The organism is Humibacter soli (genome assembly GCF_054779035.1).
This window is the reverse complement of sequence record NZ_BAAGYX010000001.1, coordinates 406,775-432,330: the sequence shown is the minus strand read 5'-3', so window position 1 is coordinate 432,330 and position 25,556 is coordinate 406,775. Positions and strand designations below refer to the sequence as shown.

The 25,556-nt window shown below is 67.9% G+C and carries 27 protein-coding genes; 7 read left to right on the top strand and 20 right to left on the bottom strand.

Annotation, left to right across the window (positions count from 1 at the left end):
- Nucleotides 1-11: 11 nt before the first annotated feature.
- From ACYVDN_RS01930 to ACYVDN_RS01915, 4 genes are all read right to left on the bottom strand, one after another.
- The gene (locus tag ACYVDN_RS01930) at nt 12-1,781 is read right to left on the bottom strand and encodes a VWA domain-containing protein (RefSeq protein WP_460567912.1); all 1,770 of its coding nucleotides are present in this window, start codon (nt 1,779-1,781) and stop codon (nt 12-14) included.
- Between the two features lie 120 nt (nt 1,782-1,901).
- Entirely contained in the window at nt 1,902-2,420 is a 519-nt protein-coding gene (locus tag ACYVDN_RS01925; protein WP_460567910.1) for a DUF2087 domain-containing protein, read from the bottom strand.
- The gene (locus tag ACYVDN_RS01920; RefSeq protein WP_460567908.1) at nt 2,417-3,448 is read right to left on the bottom strand and encodes a 6-phosphofructokinase; all 1,032 of its coding nucleotides are present in this window, start codon (nt 3,446-3,448) and stop codon (nt 2,417-2,419) included. Before ACYVDN_RS01920 ends, ACYVDN_RS01925 begins: the two co-directional genes overlap by 4 nt.
- A 78-nt stretch (nt 3,449-3,526) precedes the next feature.
- A complete protein-coding gene (locus ACYVDN_RS01915; protein ID WP_460567906.1) occupies nt 3,527-4,168 on the bottom strand; it encodes a CYTH domain-containing protein in 642 nt (213 codons plus the stop codon).
- A gap of 135 nt (nt 4,169-4,303) precedes the next feature.
- Between ACYVDN_RS01915 and ACYVDN_RS01910 the strand changes: the two genes are divergently transcribed.
- Complete coding sequence (locus ACYVDN_RS01910) at nt 4,304-4,519, top strand: hypothetical protein (protein WP_460567904.1); 216 nt, start codon at nt 4,304-4,306, stop codon at nt 4,517-4,519.
- Between the two features lie 90 nt (nt 4,520-4,609).
- Here ACYVDN_RS01910 and ACYVDN_RS01905 read toward each other — a convergent pair whose 3' ends face one another.
- From ACYVDN_RS01905 to ACYVDN_RS01895, 3 genes are all read right to left on the bottom strand, one after another.
- Nucleotides 4,610-6,763, bottom strand: coding sequence for a DEAD/DEAH box helicase (locus tag ACYVDN_RS01905; protein ID WP_460567902.1), 2,154 nt, complete (start codon nt 6,761-6,763; stop codon nt 4,610-4,612).
- A gap of 272 nt (nt 6,764-7,035) precedes the next feature.
- Entirely contained in the window at nt 7,036-7,425 is a 390-nt protein-coding gene (locus ACYVDN_RS01900; protein ID WP_460567900.1) for a DUF6804 family protein, read from the bottom strand.
- A gap of 89 nt (nt 7,426-7,514) precedes the next feature.
- Complete coding sequence (locus ACYVDN_RS01895; protein ID WP_460567898.1) at nt 7,515-7,907, bottom strand: hypothetical protein; 393 nt, start codon at nt 7,905-7,907, stop codon at nt 7,515-7,517.
- Nucleotides 7,908-8,093: 186 nt separating this feature from the next.
- Between ACYVDN_RS01895 and ACYVDN_RS01890 the strand changes: the two genes are divergently transcribed.
- Nucleotides 8,094-8,372: a metal-sensitive transcriptional regulator gene (locus ACYVDN_RS01890; RefSeq protein ID WP_460567896.1), complete on the top strand. Its 279-nt coding sequence runs from the start codon at nt 8,094-8,096 to the stop codon at nt 8,370-8,372.
- 1 nt (nt 8,373) lies between these two features.
- On the top strand, nt 8,374-8,919 hold the full coding sequence (locus tag ACYVDN_RS01885; protein WP_460567894.1) for a macro domain-containing protein: 546 nt from the start codon (nt 8,374-8,376) through the stop codon (nt 8,917-8,919).
- 22 nt (nt 8,920-8,941) lie between these two features.
- On the opposite strand, the gene ACYVDN_RS01880 is transcribed toward ACYVDN_RS01885, so the two are convergent.
- The 6 genes from ACYVDN_RS01880 to ACYVDN_RS01855 all read right to left on the bottom strand — a co-directional run bounded on the left by ACYVDN_RS01880 (nt 8,942) and on the right by ACYVDN_RS01855 (nt 15,144).
- Complete coding sequence (locus tag ACYVDN_RS01880; protein WP_460567892.1) at nt 8,942-9,526, bottom strand: SGNH/GDSL hydrolase family protein; 585 nt, start codon at nt 9,524-9,526, stop codon at nt 8,942-8,944.
- 107 nt (nt 9,527-9,633) lie between these two features.
- Nucleotides 9,634-10,494 (bottom strand): aldehyde dehydrogenase family protein, encoded by an 861-nt coding sequence (locus ACYVDN_RS01875; RefSeq protein ID WP_460567890.1) that lies wholly within the window; start codon nt 10,492-10,494, stop codon nt 9,634-9,636.
- The gene (locus ACYVDN_RS01870) at nt 10,491-12,056 is read right to left on the bottom strand and encodes an aldehyde dehydrogenase family protein (RefSeq protein WP_460567888.1); all 1,566 of its coding nucleotides are present in this window, start codon (nt 12,054-12,056) and stop codon (nt 10,491-10,493) included. Before ACYVDN_RS01870 ends, ACYVDN_RS01875 begins: the two co-directional genes overlap by 4 nt.
- Before the next feature lie 12 nt (nt 12,057-12,068).
- A complete protein-coding gene (gene deoC / locus ACYVDN_RS01865; RefSeq protein WP_460567886.1) occupies nt 12,069-13,052 on the bottom strand; it encodes a 2-deoxyribose-5-phosphate aldolase in 984 nt (327 codons plus the stop codon).
- Entirely contained in the window at nt 13,049-14,059 is a 1,011-nt protein-coding gene (locus ACYVDN_RS01860; protein ID WP_460567884.1) for a sugar-binding transcriptional regulator, read from the bottom strand. Before ACYVDN_RS01860 ends, deoC begins: the two co-directional genes overlap by 4 nt.
- A gap of 239 nt (nt 14,060-14,298) precedes the next feature.
- On the bottom strand, nt 14,299-15,144 hold the full coding sequence (locus ACYVDN_RS01855; RefSeq protein ID WP_460567882.1) for a LysR substrate-binding domain-containing protein: 846 nt from the start codon (nt 15,142-15,144) through the stop codon (nt 14,299-14,301).
- A 121-nt stretch (nt 15,145-15,265) separates the two neighbouring features.
- Between ACYVDN_RS01855 and ACYVDN_RS01850 the strand changes: the two genes are divergently transcribed.
- Both ACYVDN_RS01850 and ACYVDN_RS01845 read left to right on the top strand, forming a co-directional pair.
- Nucleotides 15,266-16,609: an MFS transporter gene (locus tag ACYVDN_RS01850; protein WP_460567880.1), complete on the top strand. Its 1,344-nt coding sequence runs from the start codon at nt 15,266-15,268 to the stop codon at nt 16,607-16,609.
- 47 nt (nt 16,610-16,656) lie between these two features.
- Nucleotides 16,657-17,601 carry an ROK family protein gene (locus ACYVDN_RS01845; protein ID WP_460567878.1) on the top strand — a complete coding sequence of 315 codons (945 nt, stop codon included), beginning with the start codon at nt 16,657-16,659 and terminating at the stop codon, nt 17,599-17,601.
- A 69-nt stretch (nt 17,602-17,670) separates the two neighbouring features.
- Here ACYVDN_RS01845 and ACYVDN_RS01840 read toward each other — a convergent pair whose 3' ends face one another.
- The 3 genes from ACYVDN_RS01840 to ACYVDN_RS01830 form a co-directional block, all read right to left on the bottom strand.
- Nucleotides 17,671-18,777 carry a serine hydrolase domain-containing protein gene (locus ACYVDN_RS01840; protein WP_460567876.1) on the bottom strand — a complete coding sequence of 369 codons (1,107 nt, stop codon included), beginning with the start codon at nt 18,775-18,777 and terminating at the stop codon, nt 17,671-17,673.
- Between the two features lie 78 nt (nt 18,778-18,855).
- Nucleotides 18,856-20,112: a CynX/NimT family MFS transporter gene (locus ACYVDN_RS01835; protein WP_460567874.1), complete on the bottom strand. Its 1,257-nt coding sequence runs from the start codon at nt 20,110-20,112 to the stop codon at nt 18,856-18,858.
- A gap of 160 nt (nt 20,113-20,272) precedes the next feature.
- Nucleotides 20,273-21,370, bottom strand: coding sequence for a class I mannose-6-phosphate isomerase (locus ACYVDN_RS01830; protein WP_460567872.1), 1,098 nt, complete (start codon nt 21,368-21,370; stop codon nt 20,273-20,275).
- Between the two features lie 139 nt (nt 21,371-21,509).
- Here ACYVDN_RS01830 and ACYVDN_RS01825 point away from each other — a divergent pair, with 139 nt between their 5' ends.
- Nucleotides 21,510-22,106, top strand: coding sequence for a maleylpyruvate isomerase family mycothiol-dependent enzyme (locus ACYVDN_RS01825; protein ID WP_460567870.1), 597 nt, complete (start codon nt 21,510-21,512; stop codon nt 22,104-22,106).
- Between the two features lie 28 nt (nt 22,107-22,134).
- Here ACYVDN_RS01825 and ACYVDN_RS01820 read toward each other — a convergent pair whose 3' ends face one another.
- Together ACYVDN_RS01820 and ACYVDN_RS01815 are read right to left on the bottom strand one after the other, a co-directional pair.
- Complete coding sequence (locus ACYVDN_RS01820; protein ID WP_460567868.1) at nt 22,135-22,641, bottom strand: GNAT family N-acetyltransferase; 507 nt, start codon at nt 22,639-22,641, stop codon at nt 22,135-22,137.
- 34 nt (nt 22,642-22,675) lie between these two features.
- Nucleotides 22,676-23,536, bottom strand: coding sequence for a hypothetical protein (locus tag ACYVDN_RS01815; protein WP_460567866.1), 861 nt, complete (start codon nt 23,534-23,536; stop codon nt 22,676-22,678).
- 152 nt (nt 23,537-23,688) lie between these two features.
- Here ACYVDN_RS01815 and ACYVDN_RS01810 point away from each other — a divergent pair, with 152 nt between their 5' ends.
- Nucleotides 23,689-24,105, top strand: a complete 417-nt coding sequence (locus ACYVDN_RS01810) for a hypothetical protein (protein WP_460567864.1) — start codon at nt 23,689-23,691, stop codon at nt 24,103-24,105.
- A 21-nt stretch (nt 24,106-24,126) separates the two neighbouring features.
- Here ACYVDN_RS01810 and ACYVDN_RS01805 read toward each other — a convergent pair whose 3' ends face one another.
- Together ACYVDN_RS01805 and ACYVDN_RS01800 are read right to left on the bottom strand one after the other, a co-directional pair.
- A complete protein-coding gene (locus ACYVDN_RS01805; protein ID WP_460567862.1) occupies nt 24,127-25,059 on the bottom strand; it encodes a bifunctional riboflavin kinase/FMN adenylyltransferase in 933 nt (310 codons plus the stop codon).
- On the bottom strand, nt 25,056-25,493 hold the full coding sequence (locus tag ACYVDN_RS01800) for a hypothetical protein (RefSeq protein WP_460572190.1): 438 nt from the start codon (nt 25,491-25,493) through the stop codon (nt 25,056-25,058). The genes ACYVDN_RS01805 and ACYVDN_RS01800 overlap by 4 nt, the downstream gene beginning before the upstream one ends.
- Nucleotides 25,494-25,556 lie beyond the last annotated feature (63 nt).

Genomic DNA, 25,556 nt, shown 5'->3' with positions numbered 1-25,556 from the left:
GAACTGAGCGGTCAGGAGCAGTAGGGCCGGCAGGTGCGGTCGGCGAGCGCGCTGACCAGCACGTTGCTGAGGTCTTGCGGCTGCTCGGCGGTGTAAACGGCGCCGACCGTGGCGCCTGCGATCTGAGACATCGCGGAGACGTCGGTGTCCGGCCCCATGCCGACCATGATCACCGGAACAGGCTTTGCAGAGTTGTTCTGAGCCTTCAGCTTGGCGAGCAGATCGGGCAGCTGGAGGCCGCCGGCCGGGTTGTCGTTCTTGCCGTCGGTGATGACGATCACGTAGTTGATCATGTGCGGGTCGTAGCCGGAACGCACAGTCTGCTCGGCGGCGAGCACCGTGTCGTAGAGACCGGTGTCCCCGTCGACCAGGCTCGCCATCGAGCCGAACACGCCGGAGACCTGAGCGGCATGCGCCGGATCGTCGAGGGGCGCGATCGGTGAGCGCTGCGCCCAGGGCTGACTGCCGTCCTGATCGGTCGAGAATGTCCACACCCCGAGCTCGGTCTGAGGCGGAAGCAACTGAAGCATGCCCTTCGCGGCGTTCTGGAACACCGCGATGCGACTTTCGCCTCCCGCGTCATCCGACATGGAGCCCGACGTGTCCACCACGACGAGCACGCGGGAGCGCACCGTGATCGACGACCAGCTCTGCAGAAGCCCCACCTGCGCGCCGCCGTCGAGGGCCGCGCGGGTCTTCGGCGGGTTGGCGACCACGCCTTTCGCCGCGAACCCGACGTCGCTCGCGGTACGGAACCCGGATGCCGCGAGCGTGCGCGAATCGGTCGAGAACTGCTTCTGCAGCGCCGCGATCAGGGCGTCCTTCTTCTGATCTCCCGTCGTCGGCCCCGCTACACGCACGAAGGGATACGAGACACTCACGGTTCCGTCGCGCGGGTACAGCGCGAAGAACTGGCGATCGGGCGACTGCTCGTTCTGCGCAACGACGGACTGTTCGGTCGTGATCACGACGGTCGGCGACTTCGCCTTCTCGGCTTCGGTGAACGCGTCGCCGACGGTCGTGGGAATGGACTTGCCGAGCTCGATCATGTCCCGAGAGAACGCGAGCGGATCCTTCGGATCGGCCGTCGCCTTGATCTCCGCCAGCGCTGCGAGGCTCGATCCGTTCTGCGCCGGCTCGGGGAGCAGGGCGGGGGTGTCCCCCGTCGCGATCGTGCTCCACTGCAGGTCTGAGCTGTCGAGGGCGTCGGCGTTCTGAGAGGGCGTCGCGAAGACGAGCGGGCTGGAGGCGACGGACGGGCCGAAGTCCACGGTGGGCGCCTTGCGGATGAGCGACCAGGAGAGCACCTGCATGCGCGGCTCCCACGCCGGGGAGTCGGGGATCCAGACATCCGCCTTCGGATCGCCGCCGGTCGCCAGCGTCGATGCCGTGTCTGCGGACTTCTCGCTTCGCACGGTGGTGTTCACGCACGGAGTGGTGGCGTCGAACCCCATCGCCGACTTGCGCAGAGCGGCGGCGATCGACGGATCGGCGACGACGCGCAGCTCGGTCGGTCGGCAGCTCTGCGCCCACGCTGCCGCGGGCAGCAGCGGGCTGAACACGTTCTGGGTCCACGCGACGCATCCCGTGACGATCAGCACGAGCACGAGGCCGCCCGCGATGATCCATGGAAGCCGCGATCGTCTCCTACGGGGTGCCTGCTGTTGCTGGGCAGCGAACGACGGGTCGGAGGGGGTCGGCTGGTGCGTCGCCTGCGGCTGGGACGGCGTTGATGCGGTGTCCCAATCGCGTGGTGGTTCGTTCGAGCTATGACGGCCCACAGGCGCTCCACTGGTCGGATTCCAGCCAGCCCCGCATCCGTCCCCCATGTGTGGGGGGCTGTGTCGTAGGGAACAGCATAGCCAACTCCCGGCGATCTCGGTATTTCACCGAGGGGTGCGTCAGCGCGTCGCGGAGCGCTCAGGGCTCAGCGCGTACGACGTTCCCGAACTGGTGCGTTCGAGGATTCCGAAGTCCACCAGGTAGCGCCTCGCGGTGACGTGATCGTCGGTGAAGACGCGCAGCCGTTCGTTCACCTGGGCCTCGGTGAGCTGTTCGTCAGGGCGGAAGGCACGCTCAGCGACGTACAGCAGGAGCGCACGACGTTCCACCGCCGTCATCGGGTAGCTGTCGATGCGACCGTCTGTGAGGAAGCGGTCTACGCCGACGCGCGCAGGCACCCGGTCGGCGGCGAGGATGTCCGCGAAGGGTGCCGCGGCCGTGATCTCTCCGGTGGCGTCGTCGACGTCTACCAGGCCGGCGTTCCGCAGGGTGTCGAGAACCCTGTCTCGCTTCGCACTCGGGATGGCCGCCGTCGCGTCATCCAGCCTCATTCCTGCATGCAGGCGGCAGTACACCTCGCGCGCCGCGTTGTTCGCCAGCGCGGCGACCACCGGGCGCCAGGAGATGTCGTCGGTCATCCGAAGAGCAGTGCAGCCTCGTCGTAGCGGTAGTCGGGCACCGTGTTGAGCCCGCCCGTCGCGTCGGCGATCGAGACGATCTCGACATCGGTTCCCCTGAGCGAGACCATCGAGCCCCACTGCTCGGTCTGTGCGGCGTCGACCGCCGCCATACCGAGGCGCGTCGCGAGCACGCGGTCGTATGCGCTCGGCACCCCTCCACGCTGGATATGCCCGATCACCGTCGCGCGCGACTCGATGCCGGTGCGCTCTTCCACCATCGGGGCGAGCAGCTCGCCGATGCCGCCGAGCCGAGGCCGGTTGAAGGCGTCCAGTCCCTTGTGGGAGTGTGCGCCCTCCATCGTGTCGAGGTGGAAGCCCTCCGACACGACGATGACCGGTGCACGGCCGCGGTCGCGCACGCTCTCGACCCACTCGCAGATCTGCTCGATGGACTGCGGACGCTCCGGGGTGAGGATGGCGTGCGCTCCCCCGGCCATGCCGGAGTGCAGCGCGATCCAGCCGACGTGGCGCCCCATGACCTCGACGATCATGCAGCGCTGATGGGATTCAGCCGTCGTCCGCAGGCGGTCGATCGCCTCGGTGGCGATCTCCACTGCTGTGTCGAAGCCGAACGAGTAGTCGGTGGCTGCGAGGTCGTTGTCGATGGTCTTCGGCACACCGATCACGTTGATGCCGCCCTCGTCGACCAGACGACGGGCCGCGGTCAGGGTTCCCTCGCCGCCGATCGCGATGATGGCGTCGATGCCGTTCTCATCGAGCATCCGCTGGATGTTCTCCGGGCCCCCGCCGTCGCCCTCGAAGGGGTTGGTGCGGCTGGAACCGAGGATGGTGCCGCCCTGCCGGGAGAGGCCGCGCACGCTGTGGCGGTCGAGCGGAACGATGTCGGCGTTCACGACGCCGCGCCAGCCGTATCGGAATCCCACGAACTCGTCGCCGAACACGCGATCGCCCTTGAGCACCGCGCCTCTGATGACTGCGTTCAGTCCGGGGCAGTCGCCGCCGGAGGTGAGGATTCCGATCTTCATATTCGCGCCTCTTTCGTGTATACGCACTCGATCATGCCGGAGCCTGCCAGCGCGTTCCAAAACGATGCGTGAACGCTCTCAGACGGCTCGCAGCACGCGCTCCAGTTTCGACGACATCTCGGCGGGATGACCGCCGGCGGCGATCACGACGCTCTCCAGCGCGCTGAGGAGTTCGGCGCGACCCCGCTGCGAATCCGGCGCGGCGGCGGAGAGCTCGACCTCCCATTCGCGCCACGTCTCCGAGCCACCGTTGACGAGGTTCGAACCCGTGACGTGGTCGTCGCAGTATTCGGCGATCGGATAGCCTGCCGCGTCCAGCAAGCGCGAGACGACTCTGGTGTTCCGCACGCGCGCCACCGCGATCAGCTCGGCGTCGTCGATGATCTCGCGCACCTCTTCACGAACCCCGGCGGGAACGGATGCCCCTCCCGCGCCGTCAGCCCCCGTGCCGAGCGCCCAGTGCTGCTCCAGCCTGCCCTCCTCGACATCGCGCTTGATGTGCCAACCCTCGTCGGGGCCCCCCTCTCGCCTGCGAAGCGCCACGTGCGCCCCGGCGAGAGCGAAGTCCGCCGTGTCGTAATAGACCGCGTCGAGCTCGCGCACCTCGGGCATCTCGATGACCGCGATCGGGCCGACTCCGACGAACGCCGGAGTGACCGCATCATCGTTCACGTCGTATTTGCGCTCGATCTCGATCATGGACGTGGCGTGGTCACTCATTCCCCCAGTCTTGCGCAGCCTGCGCAGCGGTGCGCACGGAGGCCGTCAGAGGACGGTCAGATCGTTACCGGTCGGTCGACGGCATGACACCGGCCGACCCTCGCCACGGGTGATGACCGCGAGTAATCTGGCGACATGACCGAGAACAGCCAGCCCCGGTCCGACGACACCGACCCCGACTTCGACGAGTTCGAAGCCGCCCAGGAGGGCGACTACGAGCCGGAGCTCGACGATGACGACGTCCTCGCCGACGAGGACGAGCGCCCCATCGACGAGGATCTCGACGACGGGTTCCCCGATGACGAGCGCATCGTCGTATTCGACGACGAGCCGGACGAAGACGACGCCTGAGTCAGGCCCTCACCGTCGGTTGAGGAGCACGCCGAAGGCGAACTCGAGACACGCGCGGCTGCGCCGCTTGCTCCGGGGCCAGCGGTCAGGTTAGAGGGCGTCGCGGAGCAGCGAGATCAGGGCGTCGAGCTGCACCGAGTCAGCGGACCCCGGCTCGACATCCATGCCGTCGAGTGCGCGCAGCGCCAGCGACTGCTTCGAGTCGATGAGCTCGGCGATCTTGGCGTCGATGGTCTGCGCGGCGATGATGCGCCACGCGGTGACCGGCTCCTCCTGACCGATGCGGTGCACACGGTCGATCGCCTGTGTCTGCTCCGCCGCGGTCCAGCTGAGCTCGGCGAGCACGACGTTGGATGCCACCTGCAGGTTCAGCCCGACGCCGGCCGCGGTCAGCGAACACACCGCGACCGAGACGCCCGGGTCGTTGTTGAACGCATCGATCTCGCGCTGACGGGCGAGAGCGGTCTGGTCGCCGCGGATCGAGACGGTGCGCAGTTCCCGTGAGGCGAAGGCTTCCTCCGCCTGGTCCATGACATCGATGTGCTTGGCGAAGAACACCACCTTGCCGACGGAGCGGGCGAGCTGAGCTGCATAGTCCGCGGCGAGCGCGGCCTTCGCCTGACCGATCTTGCGCACCATGGTGAAGACGTTCTCGCCGGTCTTCTGGCCCTTGGACTCCTCCAGCTCCGCGTGAGCGACCATGCGAATGAGGTGTTCCCTGCGCTCGTCGTCGTCTCCGTCGAACGACGCTCCGACGCCGGCGGACACCGCCCGGCGGTAGCGCTGCACGAGGCGGGCGGCGAGCTCGCGCTCGGCGGCCTTGACCGAGCGGCCGAGTTCGTCGTCGAGCTCGACGGGAAGGTCGACCACTCGGCGGGACGGGAGGTCGGCCGCGACGTCGATCTTCTTGCGGCGAACGATGCCCATGTCGATCACGGCCTCCCTGGCCGCGGTGTAGAAACCGAGGTCGGCGGGCGTCAATCCCGACTCGTCGAGCTTCTCCATGAGGTCGGCCGTCGGCTTCGTGCCGTCGATCCAGCCGAGGAACTGCCAGATGGCACGGAAGTCGTCGATGTCGTTGATCAGCGGCGTTCCGGTCAGGGCGATCATCAGCGGGTCGGCGACGGAGCGGCGGATGGCGTCGGCGAGACCGAGCACGTAACGCGATCGCTGGGAGTGCAGGTTCTTGATGAAGTGCGCCTCGTCGACGACCATGCCGCGGAAGCCGAGCTCCGAAAGCCAGGACAGGTGCCGGTCGAGCACCTCGTAGTTGACGATGACCACGTCGGCGAAGGCGTCGAGGCCCTCACCGTCTCCGTGGATGACCGTCGCTCTGCGATGCGGCGTCCACAGCGCCACCTCGCGAGCCCAGTTCATCTTCACCACGTTCGGCACGACGGCGAGCAGTGGGTAGGCGCCTGCGACCGACGCCGCGAGAACCGACTGCGCTGTCTTTCCGAGTCCCGGCTCATCCGCGAGCAGGAATTCGCGATGCCCCTGTCGCACGGCCTCGACGAACCGTGCCTGGTGCTTCATGAGCTCCATGCCCGACGGGGAATATCTGTCGATCTTCGGGGCCGACGGCAGCTCCATGCTGGCTGCGCGGCCGCCTGAGCCGTACTCGAACGACTTGAAGAGCGGACCGAGCAGCTCCCACGAGTCGAGCCTGCGGCGTGGCGCGACCGCAGTCTGGGCTGCGAGCGCGAAGTCGGGGGCGAGGAAGGGGTTGGACAGCTGCCGTGCGCGCACCGACTGCGGCACGACCTGCTTCTGCGCGAGCTCCGGCGAGAGCAGGGCGTCCTGCTTGGGCTTGGGCGCCTCGGTCGTGATGATCAGGTCGTCGGGCTCGAGCTCGGCGCCCGACTCCAGCAGCCAGTCCCTGCGCATCTTCTGCGCCGCGGGGCTCGGAGGAGCGGTGGATTCCAGCACGGCGATGAGAGACGTGTCGCGTGCTGCCGTCTTGGCCAGGATCGTGGCGATGCCGTCGAGCCGCTTCAACTGCTCTGCGCGCGCGGCGTCGCTCAGCGACGGGTCGGACTTCGCCCTCGCGCGCTCCTCGCGCATCAGCAGCGCTATCACCTGGAACTTGGTGCGGTTGGTCGGGCCGAGCTTCTTACCGGCCTGGGCCTTCGCCTCGACCTCGCGCACCCGACGCGCGAGCACGGGGATGAGGCCGTCGTTGTTCGAGTGACGGGGCCCGGAGCGGCGAGCTGTCTGGGCGGTGCGATCGCCGGTGTGCGGCATGATCCTCCTGTGCGTGAAGCCCGAATTCGGCAGGCCTCTCCTGTGTCTGCCGGGGCCGTGAACGCGTCCGTCCGCACCACGAGGTGCTTCTCAGCACGAGACCGGTGCGGGCCTTCGGGTGAAACCCGATTGTCTTCTGCGATGCAGTCGACGAGACGTGTCCGGCAGAAGCCCGGACCCCGACGAACAGTTATTTTACGGCACGCGGATGCTTTGCGTCACCCCGACTCGCGACGAACCCCTTTACGCGGTCACCCGCGTGCTAGGACCCCTTACGGTCGCTTGCGCGCCTTGCCGTCGTAGCGCCCGGCCGGTCCTTTGTCGCGGTCGCCGGTCGGAACCTTGATCGAGACGCCGGCGGCGATGAAGATCACGGCGCCGGCGATGTGCGCGACGCTCAGCCAGATGTCGGGGATCGGCAAGGGCCACACCGGATTGAACACGACGGCGATCGGAACCAGGCCGATCAGCCACCACAGCGACTTGCCCTGCACCGCGAAGACGCAGATGATCAGCGCGAGGATCGCCACCGCGTAGCGCACCCAGATGTACCAGTCGTCGTTCCCGATCAGCGGAAGCGTGGCGATCAGCACGATCGCCCCGAGCAGGCCGGGTGCGAGCGCGAGGCGCGCGAAGGCGGGTTCTGATCTCTGTTCGGGCATGGCGGTGTCGAGTCTACGTGCCGTCGACCGCCGTGCTCACACCCGGCGGCAGCTCGATCCGAGGATTCGGACCGCGTGCGTGCTCGAGGTCAGCAACAACCCTTGCAGAGCAGGAAGCCGGCAGGCATCGGGTCGTCGACGACGATCACGACGTGGCTCTCCTTCAGCAAAGCGCTGAACGCGAGTTCCGACACGGCGAGCAGCTTGAAGCGTCGGCCTTCGGCATCCGCCGCCAATCCGGCGACGGCGAAGACCGTGTCACTCTGCTCACCCTCCCCTTCGGTGACAATGGGTGCGTCGGTCTCGAGCGGAGTGACCGCGAGCAGCGCAGCGACGACGTCTTCAACGGTCGACTCGGGTGCGTCGATCCCTTCCACGTCGTGATGGGCTCGGCTCGCGATGGCGATCCAGGCCCCGCTCGGAGTCTCATCGAGTGCACGGAGCAGTGCTCCAGACAAAATGGGCGAGAGGTTTTTAAGCATCTGGCACCCCCTTCGGGTTACGGTCGGGCACCGCAACGGGTCAGATAGCTGGAGCGATTTTAAAGAAATCATCGCGCGTCGGGCAGTCCCCCTTTCGGGAGCGCCCCCGACAAGGCACAGCCTTTTCGGGGGGCCAAGCGGACTCCGTCATGCCGCCGCCCGGTGCTTCTGGCCTACCCTGAGAGCGTGATCGCCGACATCAAGAAGCGCGCCATGCATCGAGCGCGCATCCTCGAAGGCCAGCTGCGCGGGCTGGAGAAGATGATCGAGAACGAGGACTACTGCGTCGACATCCTCACGCAGTCCCTCGCGATTCAGAAGTCGCTCGGCTCGCTGAACAAGCTGCTGGTCGAGAATCACCTCCGCACCCACGTCGCCGATCAGTTCGAGGCGGGCGGCGACGAGCGGGAGCGTGCCGTCGACGAGCTTCTCAGGGTGTTCGAGCTCTCCAACAACAGAAGCTGACGTGACGACGAGGGATGTCGGGGGCGTACGCGTCGAGACCGTGCTCGGCGACATCACCCGTGAGCACGTCGACGCCGTCGTCAATGCCGCGAACTCGTCCCTGCTCGGCGGCGGAGGTGTGGACGGCGCGATCCACCGCGCAGGCGGACCGGCGATCCTCGCCGCGTGCAGGCGGCTCCGCGAGACGGTACTGCCCGACGGCCTGCCGACCGGTGGCGCCGTCGCGACGACGGCGGGCGAGCTTCCGGCGCACTACGTCATCCACACGGTGGGACCGGTGTGGACCGCATCCGAAGATCGAGGACGGCTGCTGGTGAGCTGCTACACGCGATCGCTGCAGGTCGCGGACGAGTTGGGTGCGGCATCCGTCGCCTTTCCCGCCGTGTCGGCGGGCGTGTACGGCTGGCCGATGGATGACGCAGCTCGGGTCGCCGTCTCGACCGTGGTGAACGAGGTCGGAGGCATCCAGGGGCTCGAACTCGTGCGGTTCGTGCTGTTCTCAGAGAGCGCCCTCGAAGAGTTCGACGCGGCGCTCGGCGCATCCTGACCTCTGCGGCTCGAGACAGGCGTCAGTGGCGGTGACGCAGATGTTCACGCGGGAGCAGGATCGGCCTGCTCGTCGGCGGCAGATCGTGCAGCGTCTCGAGGGCGCCGCGCAGTTCGGAGACCCAGACTTCGTAGCCCTTCTCGTTCAGGTGCAACGAGTCGTCCGAGTACTGCGGATCGATGCAGTCGTCGCTCGTCGCGAGCGCCGGCCACAGGTCGAGGTACTGCGCCCGCACTGTCGAGGCGAACTGCCAGAGGTGCCGGTTGACGTCTTTGATCGTGTCGGCGTGGGCGGTCTCGCGCGGCATGACGGACTGCACGAGCAGCTGGCTGTCGGGAAGCTCCCTGCGCAGGGTGACGAGGATCGTTTCGATGTTGCGCACGATGTGCTCGGCTGACCGACGCCACGCGAGGTCGTTCGTTCCGATCAGCAGCACGACGGTGTCTGGCCGCAGGGCGACGATGTCGTCGAGGCGTGCGATCACGGCGTCGGTCGTGTCGCCTCCGACGCCGAGGTTGTGCACGCCTTCACCGGGGAACCACTCATCCCAACGCCCGCCGGCGGTGATGCTGTCGCCCACGAAGACGGTCGACACCTCGTCTGACATGTCGCTCCTTCCGCCCCTCAACCATCTTCGCCCTCGATGGCAGGAACACGCCACACCTTGACACGATCCATACGGTCGTGCGTGGGTCCGCGCGCAGCACGCAGGGCTTAGAGCACGCTCTTGGTGTGCCAGACGGTCTTGGTCTCGGTGAACGCGGTGATGCGCTCGAGGGAACGCACGCTGATCTCCCCGCCCTCCGGCGGCAGCACCCGCTTGAGCGTGTCTGCAGCGGCGATCTGCAGGTCGACCCAGTCGAGCTCGGCAGCACCGGTCAGATCGAGCGCGTTGACGTCGGCGTGGGATGCCAGCCATGGGGCGATCTCCCCGGCAGACCCGGTGAGCACGTTGACCACGCCGGCAGGCAGGTCGCTCGTCGCGAGGACTTCGGCAAGCGAGATCGCCGACAGCGGATGCCCTTCGTCGGCGATCGCCACGACCGTGTTCCCCGTGACGAGCGCGGGCGCGATCGCGGCAACGAACCCGAGGAGCGACAGACCGCCCTGCGGGGCGATCACCGCGACGACACCGGTGGGCTCGGGGACGGAGAGGTTGAAGAACGGGCCGGCGACCGGGTTGGCGTTGCCTGCGGTCTGCGCGTACTTGTCCGCCCACCCTGCGTACCAGACCCAGGTGTCGATGGCCTCGTCGACCTGAGCCTCGGCATCCCTTCTGCTCAGTCCCTCCGATGCCTGCACCTCGTCGACGAACTGCGCGCGCCTGCCCTCGAGGATCTCGGCGACCCGGTAGAGCACCTGTCCGCGGTTGTACGCGGTCGCGCCGGACCATCCGGAGACGGCCTTGCGGGCGGCGACCACCGCGTCCCGTGCGTCTTTGCGGGATGCCTTCGCCGCGTTGGCGAGAAACGTGCCGTCCGAGGCGAGCACCTCGTAGGTGCGGCCGGACTCACTGCGCGGGAAGGCGCCGCCGATGAACAGCTTGTACGTCTTGGGCACGACGAGCCTTGTCACTTGGCTGCTCCCTTCTTCGCGCGGGTCGTCTTCGGGTCGGACTTGGCCGCCGTCCCGGCCGGCTTCGCAGTCTCGGCAGAGGTGACGGCATCCTGCGTGTCCGCCGACCTCAGAATCGGCTTCGCCGACGGCGAGGCCAGGTATGCCGCAAGGCCGTGCCTGCCGCCCTCACGGCCGTAGCCGGATTCCTTGTAACCGCCGAACGGGGAGGCCGGGTCGAACCTGTTGAATGTGTTCGCCCAGATCACACCTGCGCGCAGCTTGTCGGCGACGGCCAGCATGCGGCTCCCCTTGTCGGTCCAGATGCCTGCAGAGAGGCCGTACGGGGTGTTGTTCGCCTTGGCGATCGCCTCTGAAGGGGTGCGGAAGGTCAGCACCGAGAGGACAGGTCCGAAGATCTCCTCCCTGGCGATGCGGCTCGACGTCGACACGTTGTCGAACACCGTGGGGGCGAACCAGAATCCCTGGTCGGGGATGGCGCAGTCGGCGGTCCACCGGTCCGCACCCTCCGCCTCGCCGATGTCGCTGAGCTCACGGATGCGCTGCAGCTGCTCGGCGGAGTTGATGGCGCCGAGGTCGGTGTTCTTGTCCAGCGGGTCGCCCATGCGCAGCGTGGAGAGCCTCGACTTGAGCCGGTCGACGACCTCGTCGTGCACGTTCTCCTGCACGAGCAGCCTGCTGCCCGCGCAGCAGACGTGGCCCTGGTTGAAGAAGATGCCGTTCACGATCCCCTCGACCGCCTGGTCGATCGGGGCGTCGTCGAAGACGATGTTCGCCGCCTTGCCGCCCAGCTCGAGGGTGACCTTCTTGCCCGTCCCCGCGATGGAGCGGGCGATCTCGCGACCTACCGCCGTCGACCCTGTGAAGGCGACCTTGTCGATGCCGGGGTGATTCACGAGCATCCTGCCGGTCTCTCCTGCACCCGTGACGATGTTCACGACGCCTGCGGGTAGCCCGGCCTGCTGAACGATCTCCGCGAAGAGCAGCGCGGTCAGCGGCGTCGTCTCCGCCGGCTTCAGCACGACGGTGTTGCCTGCGGCGAGCGCCGGCGCGATCTTCCACGCGAGCATGAGCAGCGGGAAGTTCCACGGGATGACCTGCCCGGCCACTCCGAGCGCTCGCGGAGACGGACCCAGGCCCGCGTAGTCGAGCTTGTCGGCCCACCCGGCGTAGTAGAAGAACCAGGCGGCGACGAGTGGCACGTCGACGTCGCGGCTCTCCTTGATCGGCTTGCCGTTATCGAGGCTCTCGGCGACGGCCAGCTCGCGAGCACGCTCCTGCACGATCCTGGCGATGCGGAAGAGGTACTTGCCGCGGTCGGACCCGCTCATGCGGGACCAGACCTTGTCATAGGCCCGACGCGCTGCCTGGACTGCGATGTCGACATCCCGCTCGTCAGCTGTCGAGATCTCTGCGAGCGTCTCCTCGCTCGCCGGGGAGATGGTGTGGAAGCCGTCGCCGTGACCGTCGACGAACTCTCCGTCGATGAAGAGACCGTACGATGGCTTGAGGCTCAGGATCGAGCGCGACTCTGGCGCGGCCGCGTAGTCGAGGAAGGTCATCGGGTCTCCTGGTCAGTCGATGGTCACGTAGTCGGCGCCCGAGTAGTGCCCGGTAGCGACCTTCTGCCGCTGCAGCAGAACGTCGTTCAGCAGGCTGGAGGCGCCGAACCGAAACAGCTTCGGGTCGAGCCAGCGCTCCCCCGCCGTCTCCGCGACGGTCACGAGGTACCTCACGGCGTCCTTGGACGAGCGGATGCCGCCGGCGGGCTTCACGCCGACGAACTCTCCGGTCAGCCGGTGCCAATCGCGCACCGCCTCGAGCATGAGCAGCGTGACGGGCAGCGTCGCAGCCGGCGACACCTTTCCCGTCGACGTCTTGATGAAGTCGGCTCCTGCGAGCATCGCCAGCCAGGATGCACGGCGCACGTTGTCATAGGTGGCGAGCTCACCAGTCTCGAGGATCACCTTGAGGTGTGCGCTGGTTCCGTCATCCCTGCGACACGCCTCTTTCACCGCGACGATCTCGTCGAACACCTCGCCGTATCGGCCTGCGAGGAAGGCACCACGGTCGATGACCATGTCGATCTCGTCGGCCCCCGCCTCGACGGCATCGGCCGTGTCGGCGAGCTTGACGCGCAGGGAGGCGCGACCACTGGGGAAGGCTGTGGCGACGGCGGCCACGTGGATCGCGCCTCCGGCGCCAGCGTGGTTGGCTCCGAGCGCCTCGACGGCGACGTGGGCGAGATCGCCGTACACGCACACCGCTGCCACCTGCGGGCAGGTCGGGTCGGACGGATCGGGCAGCACGGCCTTGGCGACCAGCGAGCGCACCTTGCCGGGGGTGTCTGCTCCTTCGAGCGTCGTGAGGTCGATGAGCGAGATGATCGTGTCGAGCGCCCAGCGCTTCGACGATGTCTTGATGGACCTCGTGGCCAGCGACGCGGCACGCTGTTGGAGACCCACCGCGTCGACGCCCGGCAGGCCGAGCGCGAAGGAGCGCAGACTGCGCTCGCTGACCTCCGAACCGACGACGGTGCGGGCGAGATCGAGCGTCATGATGCCTCCTCGGCTGATGCGCCTGTTGCGGCGTTCCGTGCGAGCTCTGTGTCGGCCGCGCCCGGCGCGTCGAGCAGTGCGGCGGCGGTGCGGTCATCGGTGATGAGCACGGTGCACAACGAGTTGGTGACGAGCGCACGCGCGACCTCGTGCTTGCCCTCCCCGGCGACGACGGCGATGGCGGTCTCCGACTCCTTCAGCTTCTGGAGAGAGAGTCCGACGGTCCTGGAGTCGAGCTCCGCATCGACGGGGGCTCCGTCTGCACCGACGAACCGGCCGACGACGTCGCCGACGGCGCCCTTGCAGACCAGGGTCTCGACATCCGACGGCGTGAGGTAGCCGCTGTTCACGAGAGCAGAGTCAGCCCCTGCGACGCCAGCGCTGAACAGGTACGCCTCGGCGTGCGCCGCTCGATCGAGCACGCCGGCGATGGCGCGGTCGCGTTCGATGCTGCGCTTGGTCGCGGTGTGCTCGAGGATGGCGGGGATCGGCAGAACATGGGCGGAGCCTGCGGCCTTCTGTGCGATCACCAGGGCGGTGGCCGACGCGGTGTCGCCGTACTTCGTCAGGCTGAGGCCGCCGTTGATCTGAACGACTCCGACGCCGTGCGCCCACCCGCGGGGAAGGCATGCCGCGACGTCGTGCATGGTCCTGCCCCAGCTCACACCGAGGGTGCGCGGAGCAGGGCGCATGGCCGCGAGGTAGTCGGCTGCTGCCTGGGCGACGCGACGCTGGAGTTCTTCCGACGACGAGACGCCTGCGGAGGATGCCACGACGATGTCCTTCAGCCCGTACCGCTTCTTCACGGCCTGTTCCGCGAGCACGCGACGGGCGCGAGGATGCACGATCTCGATGCGGACGATGCCGGCAGCGCGCGCCTGAGCGAGCAGCCTGCCGACCTTCCACCGCGTGATGTGCAGCGCTGCACCGATCTCGTCCTGGGTGCGTCCCTCGTCGTAGTAGAGCTCGGCGGCGCGCACGGCGAGCAGTTCGTCTGAGGAGTTCATGGCGCCTTCCAGAATAGAAAGACGCCCACTTTTGAGCAACGCGACCCCAGTCATCCGCTCATCTGCGCAGTGGCAGGTCTGTCCCTCCGCTGGTTGAGGAGCTCGCCGAAGGCGCGCGTCTCGAAACCGTCCGACTGGGTTTGGGTTTCGAGACGCGCGCGGCTGCGCCGCGAGCTCCTCAACCCGCGGAAGAGACGCCGCCTACACCACACCAAGGCACGCTGAGAGAAAACAGGCGCTCAGTGCAGCGTGCGGCCCATGATCGCTCGGGTGAGCGCGGCGACGGGCTCGGCCGCGGCACGGGGGTTGGCGAGCAGGCTGAACTCCACCTCGCCGAGCTCGGGGAGACCGAGCCGGTTGGTGACCTTGACGAGGTCCGCTGGGATGAGCGTGCGAGGGAACGGCGCAACCCCGAGCCCCGCTCGCACTGCGGCGAGCACCCCGTTGACCTCGCGAGTGTTGCACGTGATGCGCCAGACACGTCCGGCCGACTCCAGCGCATCGATCGCCATCTGGCGGCTCAGACTCGGGTCCTGGTAGGCGATCAGAGGCACCGGATCGGTCGGCGCGAGCTCGGTCTTGTCGAGTCCCATCCAGACCATGGAGTCGACGGCCACCCTGTCGCCGTCGGTCGCCCCCGAGTTCTGCTTGATGAAGATGAGGTCGAGCTGCCCGGCCTTGAGCCTGCGCGCGAGAGGCGCTGACTGACCGACCGTCAGCTCGAGGTTGATCTGCGGATACGCCTGACGGAAGTCGCGAAGGATGCTGGGCAGCTGGGTCAGCGCGAGATCATCCGCCGCTCCGAATCGCAGCCTTCCCCGCATCGCCGTTCCGCTGAAGTAGCTGTCTGCGGCGGCGTGCGCGGCGAGGATCGTGCGCGCGAAGCCGGCCATCGCGTCGCCGTTGTCGGTCAGGCGAACCTGCCGGGTGTCGCGGTCGATGAGTACGCGACCAGCCGCCTTCTCGAGTCGCTGGACGTGCTGACTGACCGTCGGTTGGCTCAGGCCGAGACGCTCGGCCGCGCGGGTGAAGCTGCCCGTCTCGACGACGGCGAGGAAGGTGGCGAGCAGGTCGGGGTCGAACACGGCATCCACCTTACATTCACGAACGCAATGGTAGTTATAGGTGGGATTAGTTCGAGGAATGAATAGCCCGAGGATAGCGTTGTCTTACACGCTCTTAACTTGACCGCACTCGGAACGCTTCGTGACTACCTCTTCTATAACTACGCCCATAACTTCGCCTGATCCTCTGCTCACCGCCCCCGTTCCCGTGCTCACTCAGCGCCCATCGTGGCGCGACTCGTTCGCGTCGCTCAGGGTGCCGAACTACCGCATCTACGCAGGTGCTCAGGTCGTCGCGACGACAGCTCTCGGCATGCAGCGCGTCGCACAGGACTGGCTGGTCCTGGAGCTCTCCGGCAGCGTCGCCGCCGTCGGCGTCACGGTCGCCATGCAGTTCGCCCCGACGCTCATCTTCGGTCTGCTCGGCGGAGTGATCGCCGACCGCTACTCCAAGCGGATGCTGCTCATGATGACCCAGACCACGGCGGCCCTGCTCGCAGCAGTGCTCGCAGTGCTCATCCTCACCGGCACCGTACAGGTGTGGGAGATCTGGCTGATCGCCTTTCTGGTCGGCCTCGTCACGGTCGTCGACAACCCCGCCAGGCAGGTCTTCGTCAACGAGGTCGTCGGACCGAAACTGCTGCGCAACGCGATCAGCCTCAACTCCTCCACCTTTCAGCTCGGCGCTCTGCTCGGCCCGGCCATCGGCGGCCTCGCGATCAGCGCAGTGGGTGCCGGCTGGGCATTCGCGATCAATGCGGCGGCCTGTGTCGTCGTGGTCTGCGCCCTCGGCTCGATGAACCCGAAGGCGCTTCTGCCGACCCCCGTGACGCCGCGCGGCAAGGGCCAGCTCTCCGAGGGCCTGAAGTACGCGGTGCACAAGCCGGCCATCCTGCTCACCATCGTCATGCTCGGCGCCGTCGCGATGTTCGCGTACACGATGCCCGTTCTGCTGGCGGCGTACGCGAACGACATCTACAAGGTCGGCTCGGCCGGATACGGATTCTTCAACGCGCTCGTCGCCGTCGGCGCACTCACCGGCGCGGTTCTCTCCACCCGCAGGCTCAGCGTGAGCTTGCGGATCGTCATCGGCGGAGCTGCGCTGCTCGGCGTGATCCAAGCCTGCACGGCATTCGCCCCCGGCATCGTCGTGTTCGGCGTGCTGATCGCCGGCAGTGGCGTCGCCAGCCTGCTGTTCCTGACGAGTGCGAACTCGCTGGTGCAGATGTCGACCAACCTCAGCATCCGTGGACGGGTGATGGCCCTGTACATCATGGTGCAGCTGGGCGGCCAGGCGATCGGAGGCCCCGTGATGGGCTGGATCGTCGAGCAGTTCGGGCCGGCATGGGGCTTCGCGATCTCCGGCCTCGTTCCGCTCCTCACCGCGCTGGTGATCGCGGCGATCGTGATGCGGCGCTCCCATCTGCGTGTTGCGGTGAGCAGACGGGGCAGAATTCCGTCCCTCGCGATCATCCCCCGCGACTGAGGATCGGAGCGCATCGGGCGGCGCCTCGGCTCCCCTAACCTGGAACCATGACCCCGCCCCTCGCTCTCGCCGTCGACTTCGGCGGCACCAAGGTCGAATCCGCGCTCGTCACCGATGACGGTGAGGTCGTTCCGGGTTCGCGCCACCGCGCGCCGACCGGACGCGAGGCGACGAGCGAGGGATTGCAGTCATCCGTTCGCGCCGTGATCGAGGCCGCGCTGGATGACGCAGGAGAGGCCGAATTAGCCGGTATCGGCATCGGATGCGCCGGCCCGATCGACCGCAAGGGCGGACTCGTGTCACCGCTGAACGTACCGGCGTGGCGTGATTTCGACCTGCGCGGGTTCGTGTTGGGCGTGCTGGAGGCCAGAGGCGTCGACGTGCCCGTCGCGCTGGAGATGGATGGCGTTGCCATCACGATGGCCGAGCACTGGGTCGGCGCAGCGCAGGGTGTCGACAACGTGATGGGCATGGTCGTCTCGACGGGCATCGGAGGCGGTCTCATCGTCGGTGGACACGTCGTGACCGGCCCGACGGGGAACGCCGGCCACGTCGGTCACGTCGAGGTCGCCGGTTACCAGGGCGAGGACACGTTCGGAAAGGCCACCTCGCTGGAGGCGATCGCCAGCGGGCCGCACACGGTCGCGTGGGCGCGGAGGCAGGGCTTCACGGGATCGACCGGGGAGGACCTCGCGGCCGCCTATTCCGCGGGCGACCCGATCGCGCGGGAGGCCATCCAGCGCACCGGCCACGCCGTCGGGGCGGCGATCGCCAGCGCGACCGCGCTGCTCGACCTCGAGCTCGTCGCGATCGGCGGAGGATTCTCGCAGGCGACGCCCGACCTCTTCGACTTCATCCGCGAGGTGCTCGAGGGTCACTACTTCGGTTTCGTGCGCAAGGTGCGCATCGTCCCGTCAGGACTGTCGGGCGAAGGCCCCCTCATCGGCGCGGCCGCGCTGGTGCACCGCGCGGAGATGCTGCCGGCGCTCTAGAGCCGTATTTCTGCTGAGCGCGGTTTCGCCGGACGCCGTTCGGTCGGGCGCCGTTCGGTCGGGCGCGGCTCAGCCGTCCGCGCCGATGTCGGACGCCACGTCGGCGGCGTCGCAGGCCGCGATCACCGCGTCGGCGACGGCGGAGTGGTGACCGATCGCATCCAAGCCCTCACCCAGTCTGTTGGTGAGGTGCACGAAGACGAGCCCGCGCGTCGGATCGGCCCATGCCACGCAGCAGTTGCTGCCGTTGTGGCCGAAGGCCTGCTTGCTGCTGAGCTCCCCCAGCGGGCTGATGAACCCGGCCGCATGGCGGGCACCACCGAGCTGGAATCCCTCCGACCACCGAACGGGAGCCTTCGCATAGCGATCGAGCTCTCCATTGCTGGAGGGGCGCAGCATGCGCGTCACGGTGTCCGGAGAGAGGATCTGCACGCCGTCGATCTCGCCGCCGTTCAGCAGCATGCTGTAGAACCTGGCGACATCCTCCGCTGTCGTCGAGATGCCCGCCGCCGGGATGACGGCCCTTCGAAGGCTGCGGCGGTTCAGGTCGAGCGCGGCGATGCGTCCGACGGGCGTCGTTCCGCGAATGGGCACGCAGCGGTACAGCTGCGACTCCGGCACCCCGAGGAAGGTGTCGTGGAGGCCGAGCGGTTCGAGCAGTTCGACGCGAAGAGCGTCGGCGACGGGCATCCCCGTCACACGCTCGACGAGCTCACCGAGGATGAACCCGAACGCCAGGTACTGATAGGCGGGCACAGCGCCGACCGGCCAGCGCAGCTTGGCGCGCTCGATGCGGTGCACGCTGCGGCTCCAGCGCGTCATGGCGAGCGCGTCGCCCACCGACGTGGTGGCGACGGCCATGCCCGACCGGTGCTGCAGCACCCGGCGGACCGTGACCTCGCCCTTGCCGAAGCGGCCGAACTCCGGCCAGTACTGGGCGACGGGCGCGTCGAGCGAGAGCCGTCGCTGCTCGGCGAGCTTGTGAACGAGAACGGCGAGGAACGGCTTGCCGGCCGAGAACATCCAGAACAGCGAGTCCGGGCCGCAGCCGACCCGTTCGTCGACGTAACGCCTGCCATCCCGGATGACGAGCAGTCTTGTGGCACCCCGACGACCGCGAACGAGACGGAGCGCATCCGCCATGACCGGCTCGTCCTTCACCGGCTCGTCGCTCACCCCCTCGACCTCACCGGCTCAGTCAAGCATGCCGCTCACGGCATGGGATGACCTCACACGACATTCGCATCGGGTCTGTCACCGAACGTTCACCCCGTTCCGTGCCGCGCGAGCAGACATGTGGTCCTCCAGCATGCCGGGCCGTGCGATCACCGCGCCCGCGAATGCCGCTGCCACTGCCGTGATCAGCAGGAAGATGATCGGCCACGTCCAGCCGCCTGTCACGTCGTGCAAGGAGCCGACCACAATGGGGCCGATGGCACCGAGCACGTAACCGAGTCCCTGCGTGAAACCGCTGAGCGCGACGGCGCCCTCGTGCGTTCGGGTGCGGAGGTTGATCAGCACGAGGCACAGCGGGAAGATCAGCGGGCCGAGGCCGGCCATGGTGACCCACACCCAGGTGGCCTGCGACGGCCAGAACAGCAGGCCGATGTATCCGACGACGAAGAACGCGACGCCGAGGTAGGCCAACAGGCCGACGTTGCGCATGCGGGCGGCGAGCACGGGAATGAGGAGCCCCGCCGGGATGCCCATGCCGGCGTAGAGCGACAACAGGTCGCCGGCCTGGGCCGGGGTGCTTCCCGCGGTGTCGTGCAGCAGCTGGGGCATCCACGCGAACATGGCGTAGGCGTTCAGAGATGAGGTGCCGAACATGACCGCCATCGCCCACGCAAGCGGCGAGTGCCACACACGACCCATCGCCGCTTTGCCGGGTTCTTCGACCTCGGCGTCGACGTGCCGGGAATCCGGACGACGGATCAGGATGCCCAACCACGGCAACAGCGCGATCGCGGCCAGCACCGCCCACATCCCCACGGAGTAACGCCAGCCGGCGGAGTCAGCGACGGGTACGGCGATCAGCGGCGGAATCAGCGTGCTCACCGACAGCACCGTCGCGTAGAGGGCGGTCATGAGGCCGATTCGGTCGGGGAAGTACCGCTTCACGAGCGGCGGCAGCAGCACGTTCCCGACGGCCATTCCAGCGAACGTGACGATGCTGCCGACCACGAGCATCCAGTACGACGTCGAAAGGCCTCGAACGAGGTCGCCGACGATAAGGGCGACCAGCGCGAAGACCACGACGACCTCGAGGCTCGCGCGACGCGTGAACAGCGGGGCGATGAGCCCGAACACCGCGAAGCTGATCGGAGGCAGAGCTCCGAGCAGACCGATGCCTGCCGCACCGAACGGCACGTCGTGCGTGATCTCGTCGAAGATCGGCGAGAGCGCCGTGACCGCGGCACGCAAGTTGGCCGCGACGAGCAGGATGCCCAGCAACGCCAGCGTTCTGCCTGCCCAGAGCGGATGACGTGCTGCGGTGTTCTGTTCGGTCACACCCAAGTCTTTCACCCCGGCCGCATGCCCATCGCCGGGGGCGCCGCTCACCGCCGGTTGAGGAGCACGGTGCCCCGCTGGTCGAGTAGCGCACCGAAGGCGCACGTATCGAGACCCAGGAGTTCCCCATCGGCCTCGATACAGGTCCGCTTCGCGGGCGCTACTCGACCAGCGAAGCGGAGGGCGCGGCGGGCGGGCGGCAGCGCACGAGGGTGATGTTTCCGGTCAGAGCGGTCTCGCCGACGCCGAAGGGCACGAGCACGGTCTCACCGGCGGTCAGGGAAATGCCGCCGTCCGCCCAGCGCAACTCGCCATGGCCGTCGAGGATGACGAGCACGCCGTACCCCGCGTCCAGCGTCGTCGAGCCGTGCGACTCGATGCGGTCCGCCCGGAAGACGACGTCTGCTTCAGTCGGGAAGAACGGCGTCACCCAGGCGTCGCCGCTCTTCTGCGCGGCACGTGAGGATGACAGCCTGAGTATCCGTTCGCGCGGCACCGCGCTCCTGTCGAGGTCGGAGAACGCGGTGCGGGCATCCAGTCCGAGAAGCGCTGCCGACTCCTCGATGGGAAAGCCCTCCCGCTCGAGGATGATCGAGAGATCCGTCGGCTGCTGCAACTCGACGAGCGTGATGCCCGGGCCGATGGAGTGCGGCATGCCCGCAGGCACGAACAGCGTGTCGCCCTCGGAGAGCGACACGTGATTCATCGCGGAGAGCATGCCGTCGACATCCTGCGTCTCGAACCAGCGCAGCGCCTCGTCTTCGCCGACTTCGCGCGAGAAGCCGAGGTAGGCGTACGCGGGACCCTCCGTCGCCACGATGATCCACGCCTCGGTCTTGCCGCTCGCGTGTGCGAGGACCTCGCGGGCGAACGCGGTCGACGGGTGGTAGTGCACGAAGAGCCGCTCGCGGGTGTCGAGCAGCTTGACGAGCAGCATCGAGTCGGCACCGTACGCGCCGGCGTGCGCTTCGCCGAGGTAGTCGAGTGGTGCTGCCGCGACAGCGTCGCGCAGGGTGGTGCCGTCCGCCAGCGTAGTGAGTCCGACGCCTCCCCCTGCGAAGACCTCGGTCGTTGAGGCGACGAAGTCTTCGGGCATCCACGCGGCCTCCGGCTCCGGGTTCGGCTCGACGCGCCGGAAGCGCTCGATGCCGACGCCGCCCCGATAGGGCCGGGCCTGAGGGCGGTTCGCCGCCAGTACGACTGGCGCAGGCCGCTCGGATGCCCTGCGGTCGGATGCCTCGTCGTGGCCGGTCGTCACGCTGCTCTCCCTCGAGTCGTGCCGCCACACGGCGGCCGTCCCAGGGTACCTGCAGGTATGACGACCCCATACCGAGTCACATTCCGACCCCAAGCCAGGACCAGCGTGTCAGGATGTTCCGCGACGGCGGGAGGATCAGATGCGACACGACTTCAGGGAGCAGATCGCCGACACTCTCCAGCAGCTGGCTGATGTGCTCGAGGACCTCGACGCAGATCAGTGGGGTGCGCAGAGCCTGTGCGCCAGGTGGACGGTGCGAGACGTCGCCGGCCACATCGTGTGGCGGGTCGGCAACTCGTTTCCGGAGATGATGCGCACGGCGCTGCCGATGCTGACGCTGACCCGTCCGAGCCCCAACGCGCTCACCGACGCCGTCAGTAGACAAGAGGGAGAGGCATCATCTCCCGAAGACCTCGTGGGCAAGATCCGGCGCATCGCCGCGTTGCGTCGCGCGGGAATCGGCCGCACGGGCACGAATGACCTCGTCGAGACCGTCGTGCACAGCTACGACATCGTGCAGCCGCTCGGCATCCCGATCCGCGTGGAGCCCGACGCGACTCGCCGCGTCGCTCTTCGCGGCTTGCTGATGACATCGGCCGACCGTCGCGTCGTCGTCTCTCACAACACCCTGTCGGCGACGGACGCCGGCTGGGCCATCGGCCGAGGGCCGGTCATGGAGGGCAGCGCGCAGGGCATCGTGCTCTACCTCTTCGGTCGCAAGCCCGTACGGGCCTAGCAGGGTCCAACCCTTACGGCTGCCGACGTCAGGATGACCGGGCCGGAGGCAGCTCCGCGGAGAACAGGATGCCCACCCCGCCGTCGAAGGGAACTCCCCGGAATCCCCTGCCACGCGCGATCTCGCGAAAGCCCCAGCGACGGTGCAACGCGATCGATGCCGCGTTGCCGACGTTGGTGAAGAAGAATGCGCGGTCGGTGCGTTGTGCGATCCACTCCAGCCGCTCACGCACCAGCTCGGTTCCCACGCCGGCCCTGCGGCATTCGGGATCCACGAGGATGCCCATCAGATAGTGACCGGCGGGCGCGAGGCCATCCGGTTCCGCGAAATGCTTCGTCTTCGCCCAGCCGATCATCCTGGCGTCGGTCTCAGCCACGATGAAGAGCCTCGTGGGGTCATCCATCGCCGCTGCAGTGTCATGCTGTGCGCGGGCCGAGACGGGCCGCCCGGATGAGCGACGCCGCACGTCGAGGGCGGCGTCGAGATCGGCCGGCACGCCTCGCCGCACGGTGAACCGCGTGGAGTCGGCGCTCATGCTCCCATGATCGCGCACGGTCTGCGATCGCCGATCAGCCGGCGGCGGGGATCTCGGTCCAGGTGAGGGTTCCGTCGGTCTGCCAGATCACGGTGACCGTGACGTGCTGTCCGTCGGTGTCCAGCACGGCGTCCTGCGTGAGGGTGAGTCCACTGCGGGCGATGTCGTCGACGGTTCCGCAGGTCTCCGCCGCCCGGCCCGCGTTCGTCACGGCGACGAGGCAGTACGTGCCGTCGAGACGACTCGCGGCGTAGATGTCGCTGGTCTTCTGCATCGCCGCGGTGCCTGCGACGTGATGGAACGAGGTCGCATCGAATCCTTGGGTCACGTCGGGAGACAGATCGCCGACGCCGCGTGAGCTGCCGAAGTAGTTGTTGACGGCAGCGAGGGTCGCTCCGACATCGCCTTCCCCCGAGCCGACCGATGCGCCGGCTGCCGGATCCGCCGTCGAGCTTGCGCCGCTGCCGCGAGGGGCAGTCGTGCCGAGGGTGCTCTGGATACCGATCGTGAGAGCGACACCGAGCACCAGTCCACCGACGGCGGCGAGATACGGGAGTGCCTTCCGCAGACGACGGGATCGGGGTGCCGTACGCGGACTCGGACCGCCGGCCCGCGGCATCTCGTTCTCGGCGGCGATGGCGCTGAGCGCCGCATACGATTCCGCATCGGATGATTCCGCGTCGGATGAGACATCGGATGACCCGCCGTGCGCTTCCCCGGCGGCGGATTCGTCCGCGCCGAGCCTGCCGTGGCGGCGGTCGTACTGCGCCAGTTCCCACTCGCTCTGGGTCATCCGCACCGTCTGACCGGTTGCCGGATCGAGGTGATCCTCGACGGCCTCGGACGCGCCCTCTTGGGAGAACACGCGCTCGAGCAGCCGACGCCGCTCATCCATGCTCCGCACCTCCGCCCCGAGGAAAGACACGACCAGGCTAGCTGCGCGACCCCAAGGCCTTGCCGGGTTGCGGGAGACGTACACCGCGAGTCGTACCGGGATTACTCTCCTCGTCAGATTCGGCTCGGCTCGACATCCGCGAGCCTCGAAGCATGACTCAGAGTGAAGTACGAACGACGTCCCGTCTCGGTGTCGCACCGTGGCTGCACGCCGGCGGCCTCCTGCTCGCTGCCGTCGGTGTTCTCGTGCAGTTCCTGACCGGTGTTCCCGGGTTCCCCCCGGTTCCGCCGGGGCCGATCATCCTGGCGGTCGCCGCCTTGGTGGTCGTTGTGGTGCGCTGGCGGTGGATCGTCATTCTCGGACTGGCCGTCGCAGTGTTCCTGACCGTCGGCGCCTTGGCCTCGGGGACCACGGTCAGCCTGCTCTCGTCGGGTGCAACCGCCGGACAGCTGGCTGGCATCTACCTGCAGCTGATCGGGATCGTCATCGCGCTCGTGGCCGGTGTTGTCGCACTCTTCGCGCGTCCGCGCCGAATCGACACGAAGCAGAATTCGGCGAGCGGCGTGTGAGTGCGATGTATGGCAGAACCGTCAGCGACCGAGGATCGCCGAGGCCTCCGCGACGTCGGCGTGCATCTGGGCGATGAGGGGATCGATGCCCGAGTACGCCACCATGCCGCGGATGCGCCGCGTGAACTCCACGTCGACCACGTGGTCGTAGAGATCGAGGTCTTCCCCGATCACGTACGCCTCGACCTGCCGTTGCGGAACGCCCTCGAAGGTCGGGTTGTCACCGACCGAGATGGCGGCGGGATGACGCACTCCTCCGTCGATCAGCCAGCCTGCGTACACCCCGTCGGCCGGGATCAGGCCGTCGCTCTGCGGCGACAGGTTCGCGGTCGGGAATCCCAGCTCGCGACCACGCATCGCGCCGTGCACCACGAGTCCGCGCACGGTCGGAGCCCGGCCGAGCAGCACACCGGCGTACGCGACGTCGCCATCGGCGAGCAGGCTGCGGATCCAGGTGGATGACACGCGATCGTGCCCGTCGGGGCGCACGTCGTCGATGAGCTGCACGTCGAAGCCGTCGCGTTCACCGAGGGTTCGTAGAAGTGCGACATCCCCAGCACCCTTCGCCCCGTACCTGAAGTCGCTGCCGACCAGCAGTTTCTTCGCATGCAGACGCGACACGAGATAGCGCTCGACGAAGTCCTCTGCCGGCACGCGCGACAGCGCGAGATCGAACGCCAGAACGAGCACGGCGTCGATTCCGGTCTGCTCGAGAAGGTCGAGCTTCTGCTCGAGGCTGACGAGGTCTTCGGGGCAGCGGTCGGGTGCGACGACCGACATCGGGTTGCGATCGAACGTCACGACAACGGATGCCAGACCGGCGTCGCGCGCGACCTGCAGCAGGCGCCCGATGACGGCGCGGTGCCCGAGGTGAACGCCGTCGAACTTTCCGACCGTGACCGCGCTCGGCCCGAAGTCAGACGGAATCTCGTCGATGGAGCGGAAGATCCTCATGCCCCGGCCGCAGGGTCGGTTGACGTGGCAGGGGCCGGCTTGTGGCGCGCGAGCCAGAGCATTCCGAGCACGGGAAGCACGAGCGGGATGAACAGATAACCGGCCCCGTAAGTGGACCACACCGTCGAGTTGTCACCGAACGGGTCGCCGACGCCCGCGCCGAACAGCTCTGGTGCGAACGTGGTGATGGTGCCGACGACGATCACGCCGACCAGCTCGATCGAGATGGTGATCCATGCCACCCGGTACCAGACGCGTCCTGGCGCGATCAGCGCGATCGTGGCGACGATGTAGATCACGGCCGAGAAGGCGGACAGGATGAAGGCCACCGGCGCGAGCGAGAAGTGATCGATGATCTGGAACACACTGCGACCCGTGGCGGCCAGCGCCAGGATGCCGTACACAGCCACGAGCACGCGGCCGACCCCGGTCATCCTGCGGCCGGAACGTTCAGGGGTCGTCGCAGAAGAAGAAGAGGAGTCGTCGGGCGCTGCAGG

Excerpts from the sequence above, each read along its gene's own strand:
- ACYVDN_RS01925 (WP_460567910.1), bottom strand. The coding sequence starts at position 2,420 with ATGACCGACGACATCTCCTGGCGCCCGGTGGTCGCCGCGCTGGCGAAC.
- ACYVDN_RS01920 (WP_460567908.1), bottom strand. The coding sequence starts at position 3,448 with ATGAAGATCGGAATCCTCACCTCCGGCGGCGACTGCCCCGGACTGAAC.
- ACYVDN_RS01915 (WP_460567906.1), bottom strand. The coding sequence starts at position 4,168 with ATGAGTGACCACGCCACGTCCATGATCGAGATCGAGCGCAAATACGAC.
- ACYVDN_RS01910 (WP_460567904.1), top strand. The coding sequence starts at position 4,304 with ATGACCGAGAACAGCCAGCCCCGGTCCGACGACACCGACCCCGACTTC.
- ACYVDN_RS01905 (WP_460567902.1), bottom strand. The coding sequence starts at position 6,763 with ATGCCGCACACCGGCGATCGCACCGCCCAGACAGCTCGCCGCTCCGGG.
- ACYVDN_RS01900 (WP_460567900.1), bottom strand. The coding sequence starts at position 7,425 with ATGCCCGAACAGAGATCAGAACCCGCCTTCGCGCGCCTCGCGCTCGCA.
- ACYVDN_RS01895 (WP_460567898.1), bottom strand. The coding sequence starts at position 7,907 with ATGCTTAAAAACCTCTCGCCCATTTTGTCTGGAGCACTGCTCCGTGCA.
- ACYVDN_RS01880 (WP_460567892.1), bottom strand. The coding sequence starts at position 9,526 with ATGTCAGACGAGGTGTCGACCGTCTTCGTGGGCGACAGCATCACCGCC.
- ACYVDN_RS01870 (WP_460567888.1), bottom strand. The coding sequence starts at position 12,056 with ATGACCTTCCTCGACTACGCGGCCGCGCCAGAGTCGCGCTCGATCCTG.
- deoC (WP_460567886.1), bottom strand. The coding sequence starts at position 13,052 with ATGACGCTCGATCTCGCCCGCACCGTCGTCGGTTCGGAGGTCAGCGAG.
- ACYVDN_RS01860 (WP_460567884.1), bottom strand. The coding sequence starts at position 14,059 with ATGAACTCCTCAGACGAACTGCTCGCCGTGCGCGCCGCCGAGCTCTAC.
- ACYVDN_RS01845 (WP_460567878.1), top strand. The coding sequence starts at position 16,657 with ATGACCCCGCCCCTCGCTCTCGCCGTCGACTTCGGCGGCACCAAGGTC.
- ACYVDN_RS01825 (WP_460567870.1), top strand. The coding sequence starts at position 21,510 with ATGCGACACGACTTCAGGGAGCAGATCGCCGACACTCTCCAGCAGCTG.
- ACYVDN_RS01820 (WP_460567868.1), bottom strand. The coding sequence starts at position 22,641 with ATGAGCGCCGACTCCACGCGGTTCACCGTGCGGCGAGGCGTGCCGGCC.
- ACYVDN_RS01815 (WP_460567866.1), bottom strand. The coding sequence starts at position 23,536 with ATGGATGAGCGGCGTCGGCTGCTCGAGCGCGTGTTCTCCCAAGAGGGC.
- ACYVDN_RS01810 (WP_460567864.1), top strand. The coding sequence starts at position 23,689 with ATGACTCAGAGTGAAGTACGAACGACGTCCCGTCTCGGTGTCGCACCG.
- ACYVDN_RS01805 (WP_460567862.1), bottom strand. The coding sequence starts at position 25,059 with ATGAGGATCTTCCGCTCCATCGACGAGATTCCGTCTGACTTCGGGCCG.
- ACYVDN_RS01800 (WP_460572190.1), bottom strand. The coding sequence starts at position 25,493 with ATGACCGGGGTCGGCCGCGTGCTCGTGGCTGTGTACGGCATCCTGGCG.